This is a genomic window from Streptomyces gossypii (genome assembly GCF_025165795.1).
GTDB classification, from domain to species: domain Bacteria; phylum Actinomycetota; class Actinomycetes; order Streptomycetales; family Streptomycetaceae; genus Streptomyces; species Streptomyces gossypii.
In genome coordinates, this window is sequence record NZ_JAJAGO010000013.1 from 22,707 (window position 1) to 41,740 (window position 19,034).

A 19,034-nucleotide genomic window follows, 5' to 3' on the forward strand; every position below is an offset into this window, starting at 1 on the left:
TCGGATGTCGGATGCCTGGGGGAGGGTGGTCAGCATTCCTTCCAGGCGAGCTGGAAGAGGGTGCTCACGCTGCCGTCCGTCGAGTCCATCGTCATGAAGCTTGTGGAGTCCTGGGTGTTCGACGTACCTCCGTTCACCCGCAGTTCGGAGTTGATGTTGAAGTTCTTGTTCTCGCCGCAGGGAGCCCATACCAGCGCGCTGTAGTCGGTGCTGTCGCTGGTCCGCCAGTTGTCGCTGTACGGGCCCGCGAATTCGTGGCTCTGCTTCGAGGTTTCCGGTGAGCCCTGGAAGTAGTAACTCGCCTGCTGCGTACCGCTCGCCCCGTCCTGCAGGTGGGCGAACCCTCGGTAGTCCACCCGGGCGACCGCGTAGGTGAAGCCCTGCGGCACGTGGACGTCCAGGTTGAGCTGGCAGTTCTTCCTCAGGTCGGTGGGGTCGGCACCCGCGCCCACCTGGGCGAGATAGTCGCTGTACGTCACCGTGAACGCGGTGTTGTCGCCCGCGACGGCGACCGCGGCCGTACCCTGCGGGCAGCCTGAGCCGTTCACCGTCCGTACTCCGATCTCGATTCTTGTCGACGGCACCTCGGTGGCTGTCGGCGCGCTTTGCACGGCGAATGTCGAGGCGAACAACGCCGCGACCGCGCCGCCTGCGAGAAGAGCACCTGGCATGGTTTCTCCTTCCGAGCGTGAGTGGGCGACGCGCGGCGTCCAGCGGAATGCCCATGCCGCCCACGGGGGAGATTGATGGTTCACCTCTGCGCAGTCGGGGAGGCGCAGAGATCATGGCGATCGCACGTTGCTGTGCGAATTCCGGGAGCGTCTGCAGTGCACGCAGTCGAGCTGGTGTGGCAGTCCCTCACGGTGTCCCGGGCCAGGGTTTCGCCCGTACCTGTGAGGAGGGGATTGCACTCCCGACGGCTGTGACCATAGCGCTGGAATTACCCCCCTGCCAGAATTCCGACCGTTTCCGGGAGTGGGTGTTCAGGCCATATATTGAAGTGCTCCCGCAAAGTCGAATTTCCGTCGAAGGCGCAGGCCCGGAGGTCCGTGTCCTCTTTGAGCGGCATTGCGGAGAACGGCGCGAACACCGGGCGCGGCGGGGCGCTGACGTGCGAAGGGAGGCGCACCGGGGGTGCGCAGGACATTGCCGCGCGCTGTCTTGTGCGCGCGTAGAAACGCCCGGTGCCATGCCCACCGCATGTGCCCTGGTCCCACCCCAAGGCGACCCCGCTCGGACGGGACGCGTGAAGCCGGGCGAACGCGGTACCCGGCAGCCGTACCCGTGCTCAAAAGGAGGATCCCGTGTCGATCGCAACCGTGAACCCGGCCACCGGCGAGACGCTCCAGACCTTCGCGGCCCTCACCAAGGAGGAGATCGAGGAGCGGATCCTCGCGGCGGACGCCGCCTACCGTGGCTACCGTACGACATCCTTCGCACACCGGCAGGAACGGATGCGCCAGGCGGCCAGGCTGCTGGAGGAGGACTTGGAGGCCGTCGCCCGCATGATGACCCTGGAGATGGGCAAGACCCTGGTCGCGGCGCGGGCGGAGGCCGCCAAGTGCGTCAAGGCCATGCGCTGGTACGCCGAGCACGCCGAGGAACTGCTCGCGGACGAGCACCCCTCTCTGGCCGACGTGAAGGACTCCGGCGGTGCCCGCGTCCTCGTGCGCTACCGGCCGCTGGGCCCGGTACTCGCGGTCATGCCGTGGAACTTCCCGCTGTGGCAGGTGGTCCGCTTCGCCGCCCCGGCGCTGATGGCGGGGAACGTCGGACTGCTGAAGCACGCCTCGAACGTGCCGCAGACCGCGGTGTACCTGGAGGACCTCTTCCGGCGGGCAGGCTTCGCCGACGGCTGCTTCCAGACGCTGCTGATCGGCACGGGAGCGGTCGAGGAGGTCCTGCGGGACCCGCGGGTCGTCGCCGCGACGCTTACCGGCAGCGAGCCCGCGGGCCGCTCCGTCGCCTCGGTGGCCGGCGACGAGATCAAGAAGACCGTGCTCGAACTGGGTGGCAGCGACCCCTATCTGGTGCTGCCCTCCGCCGACGTCGAACGGGCCGCCAAGGTCGGAGTGACCGCAAGGGTGCAGAACAACGGCCAGTCCTGCATCGCGGCCAAGCGCTTCATCGTGCACGCGAAGGTCTACGACGACTTCGTGGAGCAGTTCGTCCGCGGCATGTCCCGGCTGGCGGTGGGCGACCCCATGGACGAGGCCACCGACGTGGGCCCGCTGTCGAGCGAGCGGGGCAGGGAGAGCCTGGAAGAGCTGGTGGAGGACGCCCGCGAGCGGGGCGCGTCCGTCCTGTGCGGCGGGCGCCGTCCGGCGGGGCGGACCGCGGGCTGGTACTACGAGCCGACCGTGCTGGCGGACATCTCCGCACGGATGCGCATCGACCAGGAGGAGGCGTTCGGCCCGGTGGCCACCCTCTACCGGGCCTCGGACCTGGACGAGGCGCTGCGGCTGGCGAACGACACCCCCTTCGGGCTCAGCTCCAACGTGTGGACCCGGGACGCCGACGAGCAGGAGCGCTGCGTCAGGGACCTGGAGGCCGGCGGCATCTACTTCAACGGAATGACGGCCTCGCATCCCGGCTTCCCCTTCGGCGGAGTGAAGCGCTCCGGATACGGGCGGGAACTGGCCGCGCACGGGCTGCACGAGTTCTGCAACGTGACGACCGTATGGCACGGCGAACCCGTCATGTACTGACCGCTGCTCACCACTGCCCACCGCTGCGCTCACCACAGCCGCTCACCGTTGCTGCTCACCGTCGTGACGGACGTTGCCCACACTGCCGAGGGGACGCACGGCGGGCCCTTCCAGGACGGCCCCGTCCACGTCGAACCGAGAGCCGTGGCAGGGACATTCCCAGGTTTTCTCGCCGGGGTTGAAGGCGACCAGGCATCCGAGATGCGTGCAGCGCGCGGATACCGTGTGCGTGGCGCCGTCCTCGTCCCGGTAGACCGCGCAGTGCCGGCCGCCCATCCGGACGACCGCACCCGTACCGGGCGCGATCTCCTCGGTTGAGTCCGCGTGCGACGGGCTGTGCAGCCGGTCGCCCACCAGATGCCGCGCCACGGTCGCCTGGTGAGCGAGCAGCGCCGGCCACTCCCGCATGGTGGAGCGCGGCCGCCACGGATCGTACAGATCCGTCCACGGCGGCCTCTCGTCCCGGTTGATCAGTGCGGCCAGCAGCTTCCCCGCCAGCACTCCTCCCGTCATGCCCCAGCCGCCGAAGCCGGTGGCCACATAGGTGTGCCGGGCCTTCGGATGCAGGAGACCTATGCACGGGACCGTGTCGGTCGGGTCGTTGTCCTGCGCGGCCCAGCGGTGCGAGATCCCGGCCCCAGGGAAGCGCTCGGCAGTCCAGGCGACGAGCCGCTGGAAGCGTTCCCCGGCGTCCGCGGTGCCCGGCAGGAAGGACTCACCCGTCACGATCAGCAGCCGGGTGCCGTCCGTGTGGCCGGGTGCGGTCCGGACGGAGCGCTTGTTCTCCTCCGCGGTGATGTACATACCGCCCGGGTCCCGGTCCACCGGAATCGGGGCGGCCACCACCAGTTCACGGTGCGGAGCGAGCTTGGCGAAGAGCAGCGAGCGGTCGAAGACCGGGTAGTGGGTGGCCACCACCACGTCCCGTGCGACGACCAGCGCACCCGTCTCCGTCGTCAGCACACACGGGGCGCTCCCCCTGCCCTCCTTCAGGCCGACGACCCGCGTCCGCTCCCGGATCACCCCGCCGTTCGCCACCAGCGCCGAGGCCAGGGCCAGCAGGAACTTACGCGGATGGAACTGCGCCTGGTCCTCCACACGCACCGCTCCCGCGACGGGGAACGGCAGTCCCGTACGGGTGACGAACGAGGCGGGCAGCCCGGCGTTCCGCGCCGCCTCCGCCTCCGCCCGGATCTTCGCCACCCCGGCCGGGTCCTCGACGTAGGTGAACGCCGGGGCACGCTCCAGATCGCAGTCGATGCCCAGGCGGGCGGCGGTGGCGACCACCTCGTCCACCGCCTCCTGCTGCGACTGCGCGTAGAGCCGCGCGCCGGCCTCGCCCCGCGTACGGCGCAGCCTGTCGTAGACCGAGGAGTGCAGCGCGGTGACCTTGGCCGTCGTGTAGCCCGTCACGCCCGCCGCGACGCGGTCCGCTTCCAGCACCACGACGCTCCGCCCGGACTGGGCGAGTTCCCACGCGGTGTACAGACCGGCGATGCCACCGCCGACCACGGCGACGTCGGCCTCTTGATCGGCGGTGAGCGGGGGGTGGGAGGTGGCGGGCGTGGTGGCCATCCAGTACGACTCCTGGGCCCCCGGCAGCGGTGTGCCCGGCCGGTCCGACTCGTTGCTCGGGTTCCTCTGGTTCCTCTGGTTCGTCATGGTGGGCCGGGTTCCCCCGCCGCGCGGGTTCTGCACCAGGACCTTCTGCGTGTCCCGCGCAGTCGACGGGCCGATTCCGGTTTCGGGGGTGAGCCGGGAGGTACCCGTGCCGCGTAAGGCTTGCGCACCACTGGTGACCTCGCCGGGCGCCCGGGCGTCCACCTGGCCCTCCCGACGTGCGGGCTGTCCGCGCCGGGAGGACCGTGTGGGGCAGGACGACCGCGCAGGCGGACGCGGAGAGGAGTCACCGCACAATGGCGAACGGCAGGGGCGACGACGTCTACCAGCCCGACGAGGCGGAAGTGCAGGACGACGCGGGCGTACTGGAGCCGGAGGACACCCTCGTGGACCGCGGTGTGAGCAGTTCGCTCGACGAGGGGTACTCGCCTCCGGAGAAGCCGCTCGCCGTCGAGAACTACGGCACCACGGCGGCGGAGCAGCACGAGGGGGAGCCCCTTGAGGATCGGCTCTCCCGGGAGACGCTCGACGTCGGGGAAACCGCCTACCGCTCCGGCGTCCCCGGCGGCGCGGAGGGGGAAGACGAGTGGGCCACCGAAGACCTGATCGACGCGGGCGCGGTCGACGAGAACGTCGTGGACGACGAGATGATCGACGAGACGACGGACATCGACGGCATGACCGCACGCGACGAGCCGACCGACGAGGAGATCCTCGACGCCGATATGAAGGGGCAGCGGGCCGGACGCCTGGTGGCGCCCGACGAGGGCGCACACGCGGACGAGGAGAAGGACGCGGTCGCCGAGGACGTCGGCATCGCCGGCTCCGCCGCCTCCGCCGAGGAGGCGGGCATGCACATCGTCTCCGAACCTCCCGAACCTCCCGAACCTCCCGAGCCCTACACCCCCGACGACCGCGACCAGCCCTGACCAGCCTCGGGGGCCGCCCCGGAGGGTCTTCTCCTCAGGAGTCGAAGTCGTACTCCAGCACGTATGAGGCGGCGTCGAGAGTCATCTCGTTCATCTCCACGGCACGGCCCGCACCTTCGAACGCGGTGCGGCAGATGTGGATGACCGGCGTGCCGGGGGAGAGCGCCAGTTGCTGGGCCTCGTCGGCGGTCGGCGGGAGCGCACCTCTTCGCGGAAGTGCACGGGACTGATCCCGGTCACGGCTTCCTGGTGAGGCTGACGGCCTCTGACGACTTCGTACGCCTGGAAGTGCACGACAGCCGTGGTCGTTGTGATGGCGGACGGCCCGAAGTGCGGCGCCCGGCAGAGTCGGACACCTCCGGGCGCGGTCTGCTGATCGTAGAGCTGCTCGCGGACAGCCGGGGCGTCGAGGCGCGCAGACCACTCGGGAAGGTGGTGTGGTCACGCTGCAAGATGCCCCCGGTCCAACGTGGGCCTGCGTAGGCGCGGCCGCCCGAGCGCGACCGGATGGTTCAGCGGTCATCCGGCAGTGCCTCGATGTCCGACCGGGGCTTTGCGCCCGGACGCAGCGTCTGCGAAGCGCGCAAGCGCACCGTCTCAGCTGATGTCGGCGCCGTACACATGGTCGACCGTCATCGTCAGCAGCACCCTGCGGTCGGACACCATCACCGACCGGTACTCGTCCCAGTCCGGGTGCTCTCCGGCGGCGAGGCGGTAGTAGTCCACCAGTGCCTCGATCTCGGGGCCGTGGGGGTCGGTGCCCGGCCCGGTGAGGGTCACCGGGCCCTCGGCGGTGGCCCATGCCCAGCCGTCGGGGCGGGTGACCTCCAGCGCGGCTCGTGGATCCCGACGCAGATTCGCCACCTTGGCCGACCCTTCGACCGTCGAAACGTAGAGGACACCGGTCTCCTGGACGTAGCAGGGCATGACGGGGGAGAGCTGGGGGCGGCCGTCCGACTTGAGGGTCGCAAGGACACCGAGTCGGCTCTCCGCGAGCAGCGTGCGGGGGTTGAACTGGAGGGCGGGCATACGTGGGTCACCTCGCGTGGGGATGTCGGCGGTTTCCGGCGCTGCCGGGCCGACGGCCGGTCATGGGCGTGTTCCCGAGGGCTTGCGGAACTGTTCGATCATCGCCGCGTAGCTGTCGCCGCCATGCCCGTCGGCCACCGCCCGGTCGGCCAGGGCCTTGACGTACCGGGGAAGTTCGGCGCTGACGCCGAGGGACTCGCTCTCGTGAACGAGGTGTTCCATCGCGGCCACGTGGGTGTCGAGGGTGGAGTCGTCGCCCGGGTACGTGCCGTCGTCGACCTGGCGCGCGTAGCCGGGCAGCCACTCCGTCACCGCCGCGATTCCCCTCACGGCGAGCGGGGTGTATGCCGAGGCGTCCACCTCCGCGGCGCCGAGCAGCGCGGCGCCCTGGAAGAAGGCGTTCAGCATGCCCCACATCAGGGACGTCACGGCGACTTCGTGCAGCGCCGACAGGCGGTGGTCGGCACCCAGGTACATGCCGGTGCCGAGGCTCTCCAACGCCGGCGAGTGCGCGTCGAAGGCCGCGCGCGGACCGCTGTAGGCGAGGACGGCGTCCGCCGTCCCGACGCTCGCGGGACTGGCCATGATCCCACCGTCCAGGTAGGTGCCGCCGCGCCGCGCCACCCACTCGGTGGCCGCACCGGCCTGCGCCGAGGTACCCGAGGTCAGATTCACCAGGACCCGGCCTTCCAGGACGCCGCCCAGCGGATCGAGGAGAGCGTGCACCGCGTCGTAGTCCGAGACGCAGACGACGATGAGCGGGCCGGCCACGACGGCGTCGGCAGCCGAGTCGGCGAGCTTCGCGCCCTGGGCGACGAGCGGTTCGGCCTTCGCCGCCGTACGGTTCCATACGGTCGTGGGGTGCCCGGCGCGCAGGAACGCTCCGGCCAGCGCCTGGCCCATCAGGCCCAGGCCGATGACCGTCACGGGAGGTACGGGAGGCTGCTCGGCATCGCGGTCCTGCATGGTGTGCTCCCTCGGAGTCGGAGTGTTCGTCATGGCAGAATCCTCAACGTTCATACCGGTATGAAGGTCAAGGGAGCGGGCGTGCTGATCGGGGAACTGAGCAGGCGGACCGGAATCCACACGCACCAACTGCGCTACTACGAGGCCCAGGGCCTGCTGGAGCCAGGCCGCGGCGTCAACGGCTACCGCGAGTACACCGACGACGCCGTACGGACCGTCGCTCAGATCAGGAAGCTGCTCGAAGCCGGACTGTCCACGCAGGAGATCCAGTTCCTCCAGCCGTGTGTCACCGGCGCCGCTCCCGATCTGGAGCCCTGCCCCGAACTCCTGGACACGCTGCGCGCACGCCTGCGCGGGCTCGACGAGCAGATCGACACCCTCGTCCGCTCCCGCCAGGTCCTCCACGACTACCTCGACGTCACGGAACGGCGCATGTCACGGCCCGCACCGGAACCCGCCCCGGAGTTCAGCTGACGCGGGCGGCGATGGCTCGCGCACACGCCAGGGCCTCGGTGTGCGTCGTGTCCACCTCCAGGTCGTAGAACACCCCCTCGTGCACCACATCCGTCTGCGACGCGGCCATCCCCTGGGTGCGATCTCCTCGTGCGACCTCACGGCCTGCGGCGACCGCACTCTCACATCTGACGCCGACCCACAGCACGTCGAGTCCGCCCAGAGCCTTCCGCCACCGCCGCTGGGAATCCGCTCCACCGAGGAAGACGTCATCGATGATGACACCGGCGCCCGCACGGGCCATCGCCACGACGCCGTCCCTCCAGGCCGCCTCCAGTGCCCGGAAGTCCGCCCCGACGCTCACCTCGCCATCCGCCCCGAACACGATCCCCTCGTCGGATGCCTGCATCTTCAGGGGCATGGCGTCGACGAACGAGTCGCACCCGAACGCCAGCCACGGATCAGGCAGTACGGCCTGCAGACACCGCACGATCCCGGACTTCCCCGAGCTGGAACCACCGTTGAGAATGATCATCTGAGCCTTCGCCACGCTTCCTCCTCTTCCTCTGCTCACCCGTCCAGCATGATCCAGACAACAGGCACCAGACCACGGGCCCGGCAGGGCTTTGACGGCCAAAGCCCGATGCGCTGCGATCAGTTCCGGTAGCAGGTGGCGATGGCGGCGGCGCGGTTGCGCAGGGAGTCGCGCAACCACTGCGGGGCCAGGGCCTCCGCGCTCGTGGCGAGCTGCCACAGCGCCCATTCGGCGTGCCTCGCATCCTGGAAGGTCACCTCCAGCCGCAGCCAGCCGTCTGCGTCGGCTTCCTCGGCGCGGACGGCCAGCGCGGTGCCCACCAGCTCCTCCCGCCGCGCCGGGTTCACCCGTACCAGCACGGCGACTTGGTCGCCGCCGGTCCGGAACTGCGTGCTGCGTTCCTGCCAGGCCCGGTCCAGATCGACCCGGTCTGGTCGCTGTGCTGGTTCGGCGAGTTCCTCGGCGGCCAAGATCCGGGACAGCCGGTAGGTGCGGTCCGCGCCAGACCTCGTGGCCAGCAAGTAGCCCTGCTCGCGCACGGTGACCAGACCGATCGGGTCCACCGTGCGCCACTTCGGGGACTGGTCCACGGCCGCGTAGCGGATGCGCAGCTTGTGCCCGGCGAACACCGCGCGCCGGACCTGGGCCACGATGGTGTCGGGCACCTCCTCAGCAGCCAGCCGACGCGAGAGGAGGTCGTTCTCCGGGTCGATGAGCAGTCGCTGAGCCGCCCCGGCCGCGGTGGCCCGATAGTTCTCGGGCAGCGCGTCAACCACCTTGCGCATGGCCGAAGCCAGCGCCGAGCCGAGGCCGAACGCCTGCGCGCCGCGCCGCGATCCGGCGACCAGCAGAGCGAGTGCCTCGTCGTGGTTCAGTCCGGTGAGCTCGGTCTGGAAACCGGGCAGCAACGCGAAACCGCCGTGCCGACCGCGTTCGGCGTAGACCGGGACGCCGGCTGCGGACAGCGCATCGATGTCGCGCAGCACCGTGCGGGTGGACACCTCCAGCTCGCGGGCGAGCGTGGGCGCGGACAGCCGGCCGTGCCGCCGCAACAGCAGGACCAGCGATACCAACCGGTCGGCGCGCATGCGAAAAACCTACAGCAATACACGACATGAGATGTCGCGATTCGTTGGGAGGCTTACCAGCAGCACAAAGCCCCATCGCACACGAGAGGTGACCCGCATGGCACACGCCATCGTCAATCCGGACGCATTGCACGACCCCACCCCGTTCGGCTACAGCCACACCGCCACCGTCCCCGCAGGTACGGAGCTGGTGCTTGTCGCGGGTCAGTACGGATCGGGCCCGGACGGCGCGGTCGTCTCGACCGACTTCACCGAGCAGGTGAAGCAGACGTTCCACAACATCGGCGTCGCTCTCGCCGCCCACGGGCTCGACCTCAGCCACGTCGTCCAGCTCAGGACGTACGTGGTGAACCATGACGTCAGCAAGCTCGGGCCGATCGCCGGAGCCGTGCAGGAGGGCTGGGGTACGCGACCGCCCACGCAAACCCTCATCGGCGTCGCGAGCCTGGCTGCACCTGACGTGCTGTTCGAGGTCGAGGCCCTCGCCGCCCGGCCCTGACTCACCGCAGCCCATGCAAGGTGAACGGGCGCAGGCTCGCTCTCGGCCGAAGCCCACTCCGCCCGCCGCATAGAGCCTGGACAAGCCAGTGAGGGCGGCTGCCCCATGGTGGGGGCAGCCGCCCTCGCTGGCGTTTGCTGACGTCAAGTCAGCGCAGGTCGCAGCCTGTTCCCCGGGCTTCAGCCCAGGTTCGCCCGACGCTGTCTCCTAGTGTCGAAGTAGTGCATGAACATCGCTCTGAGCTGCATAGATGCGTACCTGCGGAGAGGCCGGTGCACAACGGTGCACACTGGGGGCTGCTCGCGAAGTGAGTGGCCGCCTTCAGCTTGTTGATCAGCTGCTCAACGGTGTTCCGCGCCTTGTAAAGATCGGCGTCGTGGCTGACGGGTCTACCGCCCCGGCTGCCCTTCTTCTGCCGGTTGGCAGCTTGGTCCTTCTTCTCCGGGATGACCGCCTTGACACGGCGTTTGCGCAGGTGGGCGCGATTGCCATGCGACGAGTACGCTTTGTCTCCGGCGACTGCGCCAGGCCGGGTGCGGGGACGGCCGACGAGCCCGCGCACCGATGCTGACCAGGGACAGGTCCACCTCACCGCGCTTCGCGGCTTCCGCAATCAGGCCCTCCAGCAGGGCCTCGAAAACACTGGCGTTACGCCACTGCCGGAAGCGGTTGTGGACGGTCGACCAGGCGCCGAACTGCGTCGGCATCTCCCGCCACTGCCCGCCCGTCCTGAACCGCCAGATCACACCCTCGAACTGTTGCCGCGGCCGCTCGGGGCAGGGGCCGTACTCACCAACCGGCAGGTACGGCTTGATGAACTCCCACTTCGAATCCGTCAGTTGTGCTCGCGTCACCCAAGAACGTCTACCGGTCCGAGGCGTGTCGCGAAGGCAAATCTCGCAGATTGATCACGACGTGATGCGCGCCCTGGCATTCCAGCACCGGTTTTCGGCTGGAGTTTTCCCGAGCTGAGCCGGGCACATGGCGGTCCGGAGTCCATTGTGGCCCATACGGTCCAGAACTTGTATCGTGCGGGTATGCCTCGACCTCGTGAGTTCGATGAAAATCGTGTGCTTCTCGCTATCCGTGACGAGTTCTGGGACAAGGGCTACGCGGCGACATCGATGGACGACCTGCTGCGCGTGAGCGGGCTGGGCAAAGGCAGCCTCTACGGTGCGTTCGGGGATAAGCGCAGCCTGTTCCTGCGGGTGCTGCGCGACTACGACGACGCGAACCTGCTGGTGCTGCGCGAGCGTCTGGTTTCCGCGGCGCGGGGGATTGACGTGGTGCGCGAGTTCGTACTCGGCCTGACCGGCGATCCGACCGGGGCAGTTGCGCGTCGGGGTTGCCTGCTGGCCAACAGCAACGCCGAGCTTGCCGCCAGCACTCCGGACGTCGCGGCTGAGGCTCGCCGCAGCTACGACGCGATCGCCACCGTCCTCACCGCGGCGCTGGAGCGCGCCCGGAGCGAAGGCGCCCTCGACCCCGGCATCGACCCTTCTGAGACCGCCCGTGCGGCCCTCGTCGCGCAACTCGGCCTCATCGCTCTCGGGCGCACCGGCATGGACATCGGAGCACTCACCGTGATGGCCCAGTCCGCCCTGGCACGATTGCTGCCCACTCCGGCGCAGTAGCAGCAACGCACCGGCCGACCTGTACCGCCAACGGCCTGCAACCGGCTCCGAACCCTGGGGCGCGCCCTGGAGCTGTGCGCTGCGGCTCCTGCGGAGGGCCGCGCTCCGCAGGCCGTGCTCCAGCGCGCTGCCAGTCGTCGGGCGACTCGAATCGCGACCCGGCAGGCCCATACCGCCGCGGCGGTCGGCGCTGCCGGTGGTGTGGCCCCGCAGTGTCCGACCAGAGGTCCCGGGTGCGGGGCGACTGCCCGCAGTCCATCTCCGGGGCCGCGCCGGGAAGGGCCGATGCCGAAGCAATCTTGACTGTGCGGTCCACATCAGGGAAGGTTATTGACGCAACAGTCCATAACTTGAAGGAGGGCGGCATGGCCGTCTTGGAAGACAAGGTTGCCGTGGTCACCGGAGCCAGCACCGGCATCGGGTTGGCGACCGCGCGCGCATTCCGCGACGAGGGCGCCACGGTGTTCATCACCGGTCGCCGCAAAGACGTGCTCGACGCCGCGGTTGCCGAACTCGGACCCGGCGTGACCGGCGTGGTCTGCGATGCTTCGGTGCCCTCAGAGCTCGATGCGTTCTACAGCACCGTGCGCGACCAGGCCGGACGCATAGACGTGCTGGTCGCCAATGCCGGCGTCGGCACCGCGGCGCCGTTCGGTGAGGTGACGGAAGATCTGATCGACTCGGTGTTCGCCACCAACGTCAAGGGAACGATCTTCACTCTCCAGCAGGCGCTGCCGCTGCTCAGCACAAACGCTTCGGTAATCCTGACGGGTTCGACCGCTGCGACACGGCCCAACCTGGGACTTGAGGTCTACGCGGCGTCGAAGGCCGCAGTCCGCACGCTCGCCCGCGGCTGGGCTCTCAGCGCGCGCACACACGGCTTCCGGGTCAACGTCGTATCCCCGGGCGGTACGCGCACCTCTGGTCTGCTTGAGCTGGTCACACCAGAGATGCTCAAACAGGCCGAAGGCGCTGTTCCCCTCGGCAGGCTTGCCGAGCCCGAGGAGATCGCCGCCGTGACGACGTTCCTCGCCTCGGACGCGTCGAGCTACGTGAACGGTGCCGAGTTCTTCGCCGACGGTGGATACGCGCAGGCATGAGCGCTCTCGTAAGCGCCGATTCAGGTGTGTCTCACGCACGGTCCGGGGCTGGAGCGGTGGCTCGGAGGAGGCGTGTCTCGCTAACCTGACGGCGGGTGGACACCCACGTGCATGACGATGGCGCGCATAGTGCCCAGCGCACGGTTGGCCGGAAGCTGAAGGCGTGGCGAGGTATCGCTACCCGGTACGACAAGACACACGCGAGCTACCTCTCCGGCCTCTACCTTCGCGCCTCGATGATCTGGCTCAAGGACCTCGCCCGAGCCCCTCTGTTGATCGCAACCGAATACGCGCCCTAGCACTGTTCTGCCGCTGACCGTGATCGTGGAAGAGGTGCTGGAGCGGCTAGTTGTTCTGTCCCGGGAGGTTGTGGACGGGTGAGGCAGGTCTCGGCTCAAGGATCTTGAACAGGTGAGGGCCTTTCGAGTTCGGTGTGGATTGCGACATCTACACCAACCGAAAGGCCCTCGTACCCCACCGTAATGCACCCCTGACCGAGACCGGACGGCTGCGTCTGGCCCGCTGCGTGGTCGAGGACGGCTGGCCCCTGCGCCGGGCCGCCGAACGCTTCCAGGTCTCGCCGACCACGGCCCAGCGATGGGCGAGCCGCTACCGGGCCCTCGGCGAGGCCGGGATGACCGACCGCTCCTCCCGGCCCCATCCGAGCCCGTGCCGGACACCGACGCGCACCGAACGCCGGATCATCAAGGTCCGCCTCCTACGCCGGTGGGGCCCGGCCCGGACCACGACGTCTACCGTGACCGGGGCCGGGCACGCGGCATCGAGCCTGCCATCGCCCCGCCCGCCGTATGGAAATCCCGGATGCGGTTGTTCACATGGATGACGTGGAGAACGGGGCGGGGCACGCCGGGTAGCCGGTCGCACGGCCCGATGTCATCCATGCCGCCTTCACGGGCCCCGTGCGTCTCGGTGATCGGCGTAGCGATGGCGCTTGCCCGGACCCGCTGAAGATCTCCGAAGCAGGAAGGCGGCCGCCCGCTGCTGTTACCGCCTACGTCCACGAGTCATTGACCGGCGACGCCTGCGATGCTCTCAGCCGGGTCGGCTACCGGTAGCAGAGGTGCAGGCAGAATGATTCGGTCGTCACCCGGTACGTGTCGTTGAGTTGGCTGCGTTGCGGCGACACCTACGCCCGTCTCGTAGCCGGATCCGCATCCAGAGCGAGCGCTTTCTCGCCACCATCGATACGGCTCGCCCCTCACGAGGGCTGCGGTCCGGGCGAGCCGAGCACGAGAACGTTGAGGGCCGCCGCCCTGGGAATCAGGACGGCGGCCCTCAACAGCAAAGCTGACGCAGCATCAGCGGTTCGGGCTCTCGGTGCACATCCGGTGCACACGAGGGTGGAAACGGGCCGGGAACAACGGGAAGCGTTGAACGCTGTTCCCGCAGGTCACAGCAGGTTTCCTGGAGGCCCGCACAGGTAGCCGCGACCCCGATCTAGATGTCGAAGTACAGCTCGAACTCGTGCGGGTGGGGGCGGAGCTGCATGGGGGCGATTTCGTTGGTGCGCTTGTAGTCGATCCAGGTTTCGATCAGGTCGGCGGTGAAGACGCCGCCCGCCTGGAGGTACTCGTTGTCCGCCTCGAGGGCCTCGAGGACCGCCGGGAGCGAGGTGGGGACCTGGGGGACGCCCGCGTGCTCCTCGGGGGCCAGTTCGTAGAGGTCCTTGTCGATCGGCTCGGCCGGCTCGATCTTGTTCTTGACGCCGTCCAGGCCCGCCATCAGCAGTGCGGAGAAGGCGAGGTACGGGTTGGAGGACGGGTCGGGGGCGCGGAACTCGACGCGCTTGGCCTTCGGGTTGGCGCCCGTGATCGGGATCCGCATCGCGGCCGAGCGGTTGCGCTGCGAGTAGACCAGGTTGACCGGGGCTTCGAAGCCGGGCACCAGGCGGTGGTACGAGTTGACCGTCGGGTTGGTGAAGGCCAGCAGCGACGGGGCGTGCTTGAGGATGCCGCCGATGTAGTAGCGGGCCATGTCGGAGAGGCCCGCGTAGCCCTGCTCGTCGTAGAAGAGCGGCTCACCGCCGGTCCACAGCGACTGGTGCACGTGCATGCCCGAGCCGTTGTCGCCGAAGATCGGCTTCGGCATGAAGGTCGCGGTCTTGCCGTTGCGCCAGACGACGTTCTTGACGATGTACTTGAACAGCATCAGGTCGTCGGCGGCGGCGAGCAGCGTGTTGAACTTGTAGTTGATCTCCGCCTGGCCCGCGGTGCCGACCTCGTGGTGCTGGCGCTCGACCTGGAAACCGTTCCTGTCCAGTTCCAGGGAGATCTCCGCACGCAGGTCGGCGAAGTGGTCGACGGGCGGCACCGGGAAGTAGCCGCCCTTGTAGCGGACCTTGTAGCCGCGGTTGCCGCCGTCCTCGACGGTGCCGGTGTTCCAGGCGCCAGCCTCGGAGTCGATGTGGTAGTAGCCCGCGTTGGCCTTGGTCTCGAAACGTACGTCGTCGAAGACGTAGAACTCGGCTTCGGGGCCGAAGAACGCGGTGTCGGCGATGCCGGAGGAGGCGAGGTACGCCTCGGCCTTCTTCGCCACGTTCCGCGGGTCACGGCTGTACTGCTCGCCCGTGATCGGGTCGTGGATGAAGAAGTTGATGTTGAGCGTCTTGTCCTTGCGGAACGCGTCGACGCGGGCGGTCGACAGGTCCGCGGACAGTGCCATGTCGGATTCGTGGATCGCCTGGAAGCCGCGGATCGACGAGCCGTCGAACATCAGGTCCTCGGCCGGGTCGAACGTCTCGGCGGGCACGGTGAAGTGCTGCATCATGCCCGGCAGGTCACAGAACCGGACATCGACGAACTTCACGTCGTTGTCCGTGATGTACGTCTTTGCCTCGTCGGCGTTCTGGAACATCCAACTCCTCCTATGCCCCGCCGCGAGGGGACGGGCTTTGCTGCCTCGGAGCGCATACCCTTGCGGGGTCGCGCTGATGCTCGACCATAGGCAGAGGGCATTTCTCGGGCATGACCCATTTGTTTCGCTGATGTTAACCGGCTGGAGGCCGGAAGCGGCGGCAGCAGCGCGGCGGACGGCCACTGACGGCAACTGGCCGCGACTGGCTGCAATCGGCAGGGTGTGGGGCCGAGGTCATCGGGCCTCGCGATACCGTTGAGGCGTGGACAACAGGGATGCGATCGGATCCTGGCTCTCCGGCCCCCGCGCGGCGGCCGAGAGTATGGGAGTGGATTTCGGTTATCGCGGCGAACGGCTGGGCCTGCCACAGGAGGGGTCCGGGTCGGTCGCACCACTCGGGCGCCGCATCGGGGCCATCTTCCTGGACTGGGGGCTCTCGTTCCTCATCGCCTACGGACTGCTGTCCGGCCGTGACGTCACCTCCGCCGACACCTGGACTCTCGCCGTCTTTCTGGTGATGACCCTGCTGACGGTGGGCACGGTGGGCTGTACTCCGGGCAAGCGTCTGTTCGGTCTGCGGGTGATCGCGCTCGACGGGTTCGCCCGGCTCACGGCCAGGCGGACGCTCATCCGCACCGTGCTGCTCGGCCTGGCCATTCCCGCGATCATCTGGGACCGGGACGGCCGTGGCCTGCATGATCGTCTCGCGGGTGCGGTGCAGGTCAGGATCTGACTCAGGAGCTGACCGGGAGAAGAAGTCGGCACCGGGAGAAGCAGGCGAGAGAGGGGCGGCGGGTGGTTGCGTCTGGACCGTGGTCCAGACGCAACCACCCGCCGCCCCTCGTTCAGCGGCCGCCCTGACCCTTCGGGAGTCGCATGCCCTTGGGCATGGGGCCCTTCGGGATCGGCATGTTCTTCATCAGGTCGCCCATCGCGCGCAGCCGGTCGTTGACCGTGGTGACCTGGCTGCCCGGCAGTACGCGCGGCAGCTTCAGGATCGTCGTACGGAGCTTCTTCAGCTCCACCTGGCCCTCGTCGTTGCCCACCACGATGTCGTGCACGGGGACGTCCGCCACGACCCGGGCCATCCGCTTCTTCTCGGCGGCCAGCAGGGAGCGCACCCGGTTCGGGTTGCCCTCGGCGACCAGTACGATCCCCGCCCGGCCCACGGCCCGGTGCACCACGTCCTGGCTGCGGTTGATCGCCACGGCCGGAGTGACCGTCCACTGCTTGCCGATCTTGTCGAGCACGGCGGCGGCCGCGCCCGGCTGCCCCTCCATCTGCCCGAATGCCGCCTTCTCGGCACGGCGCCCGAAGACGATCGCCGTCGTGAGGAAGGCCAGCAGGAACCCCAGGATGCCCAGGTAGACCGGGTGCTCGATCCAGAAGCCCAGCGCGAGGAAGACACCGAAGGTGACAAGCCCCACGCCGGCCAGAATCCAGCCGATCATCCGGTCTGCACGCCGGGTCATCTTGTACGTCAGGGCGATCTGCTTGAGCCGCCCTGGATTCTCGGATGTTTCCTTCCTCGCCATGCGAGGAAGTTTACGTGTCTCACGGACGGGCGGTCGTCCCGGTCGGCCGTACGGCCTGCGGCGGCGGTGACCGGTGCCGCAGGCCGTACGATCGGCGCGGCACGGCCAGTACGGTGCGTGCCGCCGCCGTCACTCATGGGTGCGACCGCGGGGCTGAACTCACGGTGGCGGTTTCACGCCACTTTCGCGGCCCGTGCCTCCATCGCCTGCTTGTACAGGCGTCCGGCGCGGTACGACGAGCGGACCAGCGGGCCGGACATGACGCCGGTGAAGCCGATCTCCTCGGCCTCCTGCTGGAGCTCCACGAACTCCTCCGGCTTGGCCCAGCGCTCCACGGGGTGGTGGCGGGGCGAGGGGCGGAGGTACTGGGTGATCGTGATCAGTTCGCAGCCCGCGGAGTGGAGATCGCGCAGCGCCTGGCTGATCTCCTCGCGGGTCTCGCCCAGGCCGAGGATCAGGTTGGACTTGGTGACCAGGCCGTCCTCGCGTGCCCTCGTGATGACCTCGAGGGACCGCTCGTAGGTGAACGCCGGGCGGATCCGCTTGAAGATGCGCGGAACCGTCTCGACGTTGTGCGCCAGCACCTCCGGGCGCGAGGAGAAGACCTCTGCCAGCTGCTCGGGGACGGCGTTGAAGTCGGGGATGAGCAGCTCGACGCCGGTGCCGGGCATCATCTCGTGGATCTGCCGCACCGTCTCGGCGTAGAGCCAGGAGCCGCCGTCCTCGAGGTCGTCACGGGCCACGCCGGTGATCGTGGCGTACCGCAGCTCCATCTGCCGGACGGATTCGGCAACCCGGCGCGGTTCGTCCAAGTCCAGATCGGCGGGCTTGCCGGTGTCGATCTGGCAGAAGTCGCAGCGACGGGTGCACTGCTCACCGCCGATGAGGAAGGTGGCCTCGCGGTCCTCCCAGCATTCGAAGATGTTGGGACAGCCCGCCTCCTGGCAGACCGTGTGCAGTCCCTCGCGCTTCACCAGGCTCTGCAGCTTGTTGTACTCGGGGCCCATTTTCGCCCGAGTCTTGATCCACTCTGGTTTGCGCTCGATGGGGGTCTGGCTGTTCCGGACCTCCAGACGGAGCATCTTGCGACCGTCGGGTGCGACAGCGGACACGTCCGGCTCCCTACGTACTTTCGATTCCTCGGTGCGTATCAGCGTACGCCTGTGCTTGTGCGGGTCACACGGCGCGGGGCAGTGGGACTGCCGAGTCCAGCACCGCACGCAGGTGTTTCTCCACTACGGGAATCACCTCGGCGACCGATACATTCCGGCCCAGCTCGCCGGCCAGGGAGGCGACTCCCGCATCCCGGATGCCACAGGGCACGATGCGGTCGAACCAGGTGTTGTCCGGATTGCAGTTCAGCGCGAAACCGTGCATGGTCACGCCCTTGGCGACCCGGATGCCGATCGCCGCGATCTTGCGGTCCTCGCCGCGCTGCCCCGCGTTGGAGGGCGCGTACTCGGGGCCGCTCAGCCGGGGATCGAACTCCTCGTCGGCGAGACGCGGATCGAAATCCAGTGAGAGCCCGCCCAGGCCCTGTGCCTGCCGCTGCCCCTGTGCCTGCTCCAGCGGGTCGCCGAGGACCCATACTCCGCTGCGGCCCTCCAGACGGGAGGTCTCCAGACCGAAGTCCGCGCAGACGGCGATCAGCGCTTCCTCCAGCCTCCGCACGTGGGCGACCACGTCGACCGGGCGCGGCAGCTTCAGGATCGGATAGCCGACGAGCTGGCCCGGACCGTGCCAGGTGATCTTCCCGCCGCGGTCGACGTCCACCACCGGAGTGCCGTCGAGCGGACGCTCGCTCTCCTGCGTGCGCCGCCCGGCCGTGTATACCGGCGGGTGTTCCAGCAGCAGACAGGTGTCCGGGATCTCGTCGGCGAAGCGGGCCGCGTGTACGCGGCGCTGTTCCTGCCACGCCTCGCGGTACTCGACGGCCTCGTCGGCGAAGCCGAGGTGGACGAAGCGCAGTTCGCCAGGACCGCTCCGCAGGGGATCACCCATGCCTGCTCCTCACTCGTGCCGCCTGTGCCGCCCGCCGCATCCGCGGCCGCAGCGTGCCCGTCC

Annotated in this window: 17 protein-coding genes and 4 pseudogenes; 9 read left to right on the forward strand and 12 right to left on the reverse strand. The window is 68.8% G+C overall.

The annotated features are described in order from the left end of the window. Positions 1–29: 29 nt before the first annotated feature. On the reverse strand, positions 30–671 hold the full coding sequence (locus tag LHJ74_RS25555; RefSeq protein WP_260220588.1) for a DUF4360 domain-containing protein: 642 nt from the start codon (positions 669–671) through the stop codon (positions 30–32). Between the two features lie 633 nt (positions 672–1,304). On the opposite strand from LHJ74_RS25555, the gene LHJ74_RS25560 reads away from it, so the two are divergent. Then, positions 1,305–2,708 (forward strand): NADP-dependent succinic semialdehyde dehydrogenase, encoded by a 1,404-nt coding sequence (locus LHJ74_RS25560; RefSeq protein WP_260220589.1) that lies wholly within the window; start codon positions 1,305–1,307, stop codon positions 2,706–2,708. Positions 2,709–2,750: 42 nt separating this feature from the next. Here the strand turns inward: LHJ74_RS25560 and LHJ74_RS25565 are convergent, their stop codons facing one another. After that, on the reverse strand, positions 2,751–4,283 hold the full coding sequence (locus LHJ74_RS25565) for an FAD-dependent oxidoreductase (RefSeq protein WP_260220773.1): 1,533 nt from the start codon (positions 4,281–4,283) through the stop codon (positions 2,751–2,753). A 341-nt stretch (positions 4,284–4,624) separates the two neighbouring features. Between LHJ74_RS25565 and LHJ74_RS25570 the strand changes: the two genes are divergently transcribed. Next, a complete protein-coding gene (locus LHJ74_RS25570; protein WP_260220590.1) occupies positions 4,625–5,257 on the forward strand; it encodes a DUF5709 domain-containing protein in 633 nt (210 codons plus the stop codon). Between the two features lie 34 nt (positions 5,258–5,291). Here LHJ74_RS25570 and LHJ74_RS25575 read toward each other — a convergent pair. The 3 genes and pseudogenes from LHJ74_RS25575 to LHJ74_RS25590 all read right to left on the reverse strand — a co-directional run. Further along, positions 5,292–5,491, reverse strand: a pseudogene (locus LHJ74_RS25575) (UTRA domain-containing protein); the annotation flags it as partial. Positions 5,492–5,854: 363 nt separating this feature from the next. Then, the gene (locus tag LHJ74_RS25585) at positions 5,855–6,286 is read right to left on the reverse strand and encodes a PPOX class F420-dependent oxidoreductase (protein WP_260220591.1); all 432 of its coding nucleotides are present in this window, start codon (positions 6,284–6,286) and stop codon (positions 5,855–5,857) included. A gap of 60 nt (positions 6,287–6,346) precedes the next feature. After that, entirely contained in the window at positions 6,347–7,252 is a 906-nt protein-coding gene (locus LHJ74_RS25590) for an NAD(P)-dependent oxidoreductase (RefSeq protein WP_260220774.1), read from the reverse strand. 60 nt (positions 7,253–7,312) lie between these two features. Here LHJ74_RS25590 and LHJ74_RS25595 point away from each other — a divergent pair, with 60 nt between their 5' ends. Beyond that, positions 7,313–7,726, forward strand: coding sequence for a MerR family transcriptional regulator (locus LHJ74_RS25595; RefSeq protein WP_375546839.1), 414 nt, complete (start codon positions 7,313–7,315; stop codon positions 7,724–7,726). Here the strand turns inward: LHJ74_RS25595 and cpt are convergent. Together cpt and LHJ74_RS25605 are read right to left on the reverse strand one after the other, a co-directional pair. After that, entirely contained in the window at positions 7,719–8,240 is a 522-nt protein-coding gene (cpt, locus tag LHJ74_RS25600) for a chloramphenicol phosphotransferase CPT (protein ID WP_260220776.1), read from the reverse strand. The two genes, LHJ74_RS25595 and cpt, sit on opposite strands and share 8 nt — an antisense overlap. A 119-nt stretch (positions 8,241–8,359) precedes the next feature. Then, the gene (locus LHJ74_RS25605; RefSeq protein WP_260220592.1) at positions 8,360–9,328 is read right to left on the reverse strand and encodes a helix-turn-helix transcriptional regulator; all 969 of its coding nucleotides are present in this window, start codon (positions 9,326–9,328) and stop codon (positions 8,360–8,362) included. A gap of 97 nt (positions 9,329–9,425) precedes the next feature. Between LHJ74_RS25605 and LHJ74_RS25610 the strand changes: the two genes are divergently transcribed. After that, on the forward strand, positions 9,426–9,827 hold the full coding sequence (locus LHJ74_RS25610; protein WP_260220593.1) for a RidA family protein: 402 nt from the start codon (positions 9,426–9,428) through the stop codon (positions 9,825–9,827). A 148-nt stretch (positions 9,828–9,975) separates the two neighbouring features. On the opposite strand, the pseudogene LHJ74_RS25615 reads toward LHJ74_RS25610, so the two are convergent. Next, positions 9,976–10,681 (reverse strand): annotated as a pseudogene (locus tag LHJ74_RS25615) (transposase). Between the two features lie 216 nt (positions 10,682–10,897). Here LHJ74_RS25615 and LHJ74_RS25620 point away from each other — a divergent pair. The 4 genes and pseudogenes from LHJ74_RS25620 to LHJ74_RS25630 form a co-directional block, all read left to right on the forward strand. Continuing rightward, positions 10,898–11,461: a TetR/AcrR family transcriptional regulator gene (locus tag LHJ74_RS25620; protein ID WP_260220594.1), complete on the forward strand. Its 564-nt coding sequence runs from the start codon at positions 10,898–10,900 to the stop codon at positions 11,459–11,461. A gap of 365 nt (positions 11,462–11,826) precedes the next feature. Beyond that, complete coding sequence (locus tag LHJ74_RS25625; protein WP_260220595.1) at positions 11,827–12,561, forward strand: SDR family NAD(P)-dependent oxidoreductase; 735 nt, start codon at positions 11,827–11,829, stop codon at positions 12,559–12,561. 110 nt (positions 12,562–12,671) lie between these two features. Then, positions 12,672–12,860, forward strand: a pseudogene (locus LHJ74_RS34500) (hypothetical protein); the annotation flags it as partial. A gap of 146 nt (positions 12,861–13,006) precedes the next feature. Further along, positions 13,007–13,303, forward strand: a pseudogene (locus LHJ74_RS25630) (leucine zipper domain-containing protein); the annotation flags it as partial. A gap of 716 nt (positions 13,304–14,019) precedes the next feature. On the opposite strand, the gene glnA reads toward LHJ74_RS25630, so the two are convergent. Beyond that, a complete protein-coding gene (gene glnA / locus LHJ74_RS25635; protein ID WP_260220596.1) occupies positions 14,020–15,435 on the reverse strand; it encodes a type I glutamate--ammonia ligase in 1,416 nt (471 codons plus the stop codon). A gap of 262 nt (positions 15,436–15,697) precedes the next feature. Here glnA and LHJ74_RS25640 point away from each other — a divergent pair, with 262 nt between their 5' ends. Continuing rightward, complete coding sequence (locus tag LHJ74_RS25640) at positions 15,698–16,168, forward strand: RDD family protein (protein WP_260220597.1); 471 nt, start codon at positions 15,698–15,700, stop codon at positions 16,166–16,168. Between the two features lie 112 nt (positions 16,169–16,280). On the opposite strand, the gene LHJ74_RS25645 is transcribed toward LHJ74_RS25640, so the two are convergent. From LHJ74_RS25645 to lipB, 3 genes are all read right to left on the reverse strand, one after another. Then, positions 16,281–16,970 carry a DUF4191 domain-containing protein gene (locus LHJ74_RS25645; RefSeq protein WP_260220598.1) on the reverse strand — a complete coding sequence of 230 codons (690 nt, stop codon included), beginning with the start codon at positions 16,968–16,970 and terminating at the stop codon, positions 16,281–16,283. 173 nt (positions 16,971–17,143) lie between these two features. Then, positions 17,144–18,082 (reverse strand): lipoyl synthase, encoded by a 939-nt coding sequence (gene lipA / locus LHJ74_RS25650; protein ID WP_260220599.1) that lies wholly within the window; start codon positions 18,080–18,082, stop codon positions 17,144–17,146. A gap of 64 nt (positions 18,083–18,146) precedes the next feature. After that, a complete protein-coding gene (lipB, locus tag LHJ74_RS25655) occupies positions 18,147–18,971 on the reverse strand; it encodes a lipoyl(octanoyl) transferase LipB (protein ID WP_260220600.1) in 825 nt (274 codons plus the stop codon). Between the last annotated feature and the right edge of the window lie 63 nt (positions 18,972–19,034).